General features: G+C 66.7%; 4 protein-coding genes. 1 reads left to right on the forward strand and 3 read right to left on the reverse strand.

Going from position 1 to position 3,031, the window contains the following annotated elements; translation table 11 throughout:
- Positions 1-246: 246 nt before the first annotated feature.
- Positions 247-1,128, reverse strand: coding sequence for a hypothetical protein (locus ACUW6W_RS11650; RefSeq protein ID WP_049147382.1), 882 nt, complete (start codon positions 1,126-1,128; stop codon positions 247-249).
- A 140-nt stretch (positions 1,129-1,268) separates the two neighbouring features.
- Positions 1,269-1,442 carry a hypothetical protein gene (locus ACUW6W_RS11655; protein WP_168165774.1) on the reverse strand — a complete coding sequence of 58 codons (174 nt, stop codon included), beginning with the start codon at positions 1,440-1,442 and terminating at the stop codon, positions 1,269-1,271.
- Between the two features lie 12 nt (positions 1,443-1,454).
- Here ACUW6W_RS11655 and ACUW6W_RS11660 point away from each other — a divergent pair, with 12 nt between their 5' ends.
- Positions 1,455-1,703: a MerR family transcriptional regulator gene (locus tag ACUW6W_RS11660; protein ID WP_049147384.1), complete on the forward strand. Its 249-nt coding sequence runs from the start codon at positions 1,455-1,457 to the stop codon at positions 1,701-1,703.
- 134 nt (positions 1,704-1,837) lie between these two features.
- Here the strand turns inward: ACUW6W_RS11660 and ACUW6W_RS11665 are convergent, their stop codons facing one another.
- Positions 1,838-2,833 (reverse strand): IS481 family transposase, encoded by a 996-nt coding sequence (locus tag ACUW6W_RS11665; RefSeq protein WP_060974313.1) that lies wholly within the window; start codon positions 2,831-2,833, stop codon positions 1,838-1,840.
- Positions 2,834-3,031: the final 198 nt, after the last annotated feature.

The following is a 3,031-nucleotide window of genomic DNA, read 5'->3' on the forward strand; positions in this document are numbered from 1 at the left end:
GTGATCGCGGCAACAAGACCGCCACGGAGCGCTGCAAAAACCCCGCCACCAAGCGAACGAAGCCACAGGGCAGGGCGTGTAAAGGGGTATACCCGGCTCGACGGCCAATAGGACGAGCGCGGGCAACGGAGCCACCCTGCATGAGAGATCAGGATCGGTGGCCAAGCGCGCTGACCAGGAGGGGAATCGTCCTGACGCGCTGAGGAGCACCGTAGCGCCATGCGGCGGGCACCGGTGGATGAGCGGTCAGGCAGGGAGCGGCGGTAGACCGAACAGGACGTAGATCGTGCTGAGGACCGGGATGATGCGCTGTGCAGACTCGTCCGCGAGGGTCTCGACGGCCTTGTTTAGGAAGCGCTCGAGCAGGCTGGCTGGGATCTTGCCGTCGCCGTCCTCCACCTGCTCCTCAAGCATGTTCACGCGCGTCAGCAGGTCACGTACGGCGTCAGAATCGCTGAGGCCCTCCTCCGCGTGCAGCACCTCGCGCAGCTGCTCGAACTGTCCCGCCAGCGCCGGGCGGTCCTGGCTCTGGACGGTGAGGGTGACGTTGCTCCTGTGGCCGGCTAGGGCCACGTTCGACCCGTTGCCGGTCTGGACGTTCTGAGTAACGGAGTTGTCGTGGTGGTTGGTCACTGAGAACCCGCTTTCTGCCGGCGGCCACACGAAGGGAGTCTGGTAGGCGGCCACGAGATCAAGGCCTGCGGACGTGAGTACGGGCCGGTACGAACTGGTACTACCGGGCTCGAGGTAACCATGAGCCTCGAGGTCCGAAGACGCCTTCTGAATCTGGCGATCGGTGAGGTCCAGGGCCTGGAGGTCGTCGTAGACGCCGGCATCATTGGGACATGCCTCGGCTGCTTCTAGAAGCAGCCACTGGGCCTCGACGCGCGGGTATGCCCGAGCAACCCGCTCGGCGTCGAAGGCACACCGGGGCAGGACAGCAATCGGGATACAGCCAGCCAAGGGGGTGTTCTTGGGGATCATCTCGAGCTGCATGAGCTCTCGGGCGGCGACTTGGACACGGTCGGGTGGGCACACCTCAGTGGGGATGTCCCGCAGGTGCTGGCCGACGAGGCCGTTGGTGTGGACGTAGTTCAGGACGCGGAGGGTGAAGATCGTGGGTCGCACGAGACCTCGCTGTTCTGTCGTGGCGGGTCACTACCCCGCCGTGCTGTGTACTGGAGCCTTCACGGTAGCGGCGAGGGCGGACGCGATAGCCCCCGGCTCCTCCAAGGAGGCCGGGGGCTCACGGGGAGAGCGTGCGGCAGTCAGGCGAAGGGTCGCCCCAGGGCCTTCCACTGCTCCTCGAGCTCGGCGCGCCAGCCCTTCGGTGGCAGCCACGGCACGCCCCAGGCGGCCAGCTGGGCCTTGGTCCATCCGCCGGCCGGCGTGCGCGCGGCAGCGACCTCGTCCGGGCTGGGCGTGCTCGGCTCGTCACACATGGGAGAGGACGCATGACCAGCACCCCTACGCGCGCCAAGCGCAAGCAGACCGCCCGCGAGCTAGCCGAGCGATTCGGAGTCTCGCCGCGCACCATCCGCCGCACCGTCGCCCAGGAACGCGCGGACTACTTGGCGGACGCCGCCGCACGCCATAAACGCATTCGTGCTCTGCGCGCGGAAGGGCTCTCCATGCGCGCCATTGCTGCCAAGGAAGGCGTCACCGTCGGGACGGTGCACTACGCGATCCACAAGGACGACTGAGACCAGCAAGAAAGCCCCTCAGCGTCTCAACGGAGGACCAGCGACATCAGAAGGCTCTGACACGGAAACGTGCTCTACTCCAAAGTGCGAGCTCCTAAGGGCCGCGATGAACGCCAACCGGCCATCAGCATCGCCTAGGTGTGATGTCCAGGGAGGTTGTTGAGCCGGGTGGCAGGCGCGGCGCCGATCGCGGAGTGGACGCGATGATGATTGTAGAAGTGCAGCCATCCAGGCAACGCGGCCCTGCGTTCCGTCTCTGAGCTATAGAACCGGGCGTAGGCCCACCCGTCAGCGAGCGTGCGATGGAACCGCTCAATCTTCCCGTTCGTCTGCGGCCGGTAGGGCCGAGTCCGCTTAGGCTTGATCCCGAGCTCGGTGCAGGCATCACGCCAGGCATGCGAGCGGTAGGCCGAGCCGTTGTCCGAGAGCACCCGCTCCACCTCCACACCCAGGCGCGCGAAGTGGGCGACCGCGCGGCGCAACACCGCGATGGCCGTCTGGCTGCGTTCATCGGAGTGCATCTCGACATAGGCGAAGCGGGAGTGATCATCGATCACGGTGTGCAGAAAGCCCACCCCGAGCCGGGGCTGGTATCGGGCATCACGGGTTCCTTCGCGGTCCGAGGTCGCCGCGCGGTGCTTCATGCCCTGCTGGCGCCCGACGAATCGGTGTCCGCCCCCGTCGGGGATGCGCCCGAACTTGGTGACGTCGACGTGGATCAGCGACCCGGGGTGGGGGTGCTCGTAGCGGCGGATCGGCTCGCCGGTGACCCGGTCCAGACGGGCGAGGCGGTTGATCCGGCAGCGCACGAGCACGGCATGGACGGTGGAGGCCGGCATCCCGAGTTCTCCAGCGATCTGTGCCGGCCCCAGGCGTCGGCGCCATCGGGCGGCCACGATCTGTTTCACCACCGCCGGCGGTGTTCTGGTCGGCATCGTGGACGGCCGGCTGGACCGGTCTGCCATCCCTGCAGGTCCCTCGGCCCGGAAGCGTGTGGCCCATTTGCGTGCGGTGGGTGCGGAGACCATGAACATCTTGGCCGCGGTGGCGACCGGCCAGTGCTCCTCGACGATGAGCTTGGCCAGGCGTAGGCGGGCGCGAGGGGTCAGGGCGGCGTTAGCGTGGGACATGAAGGCCTTCTGTTCGCGTGAGCGGTTTCTCGACAACTCCACTCTCGCAACAGGAGGCCTTCGCCTGTCAGCTATTCACGCAACAACGTCCCTGGACATCACACCTAGGTGTTGTGGGTCATGAGGTTCTTGCCACGAGGCGCCGGCTGAGATGAGACGAGTGGGCCTCTCCCGCAGGATGGAAGTTCCTCAACAACC

Source organism: Micrococcus sp. 093350064-1 (genome assembly GCF_053627955.1).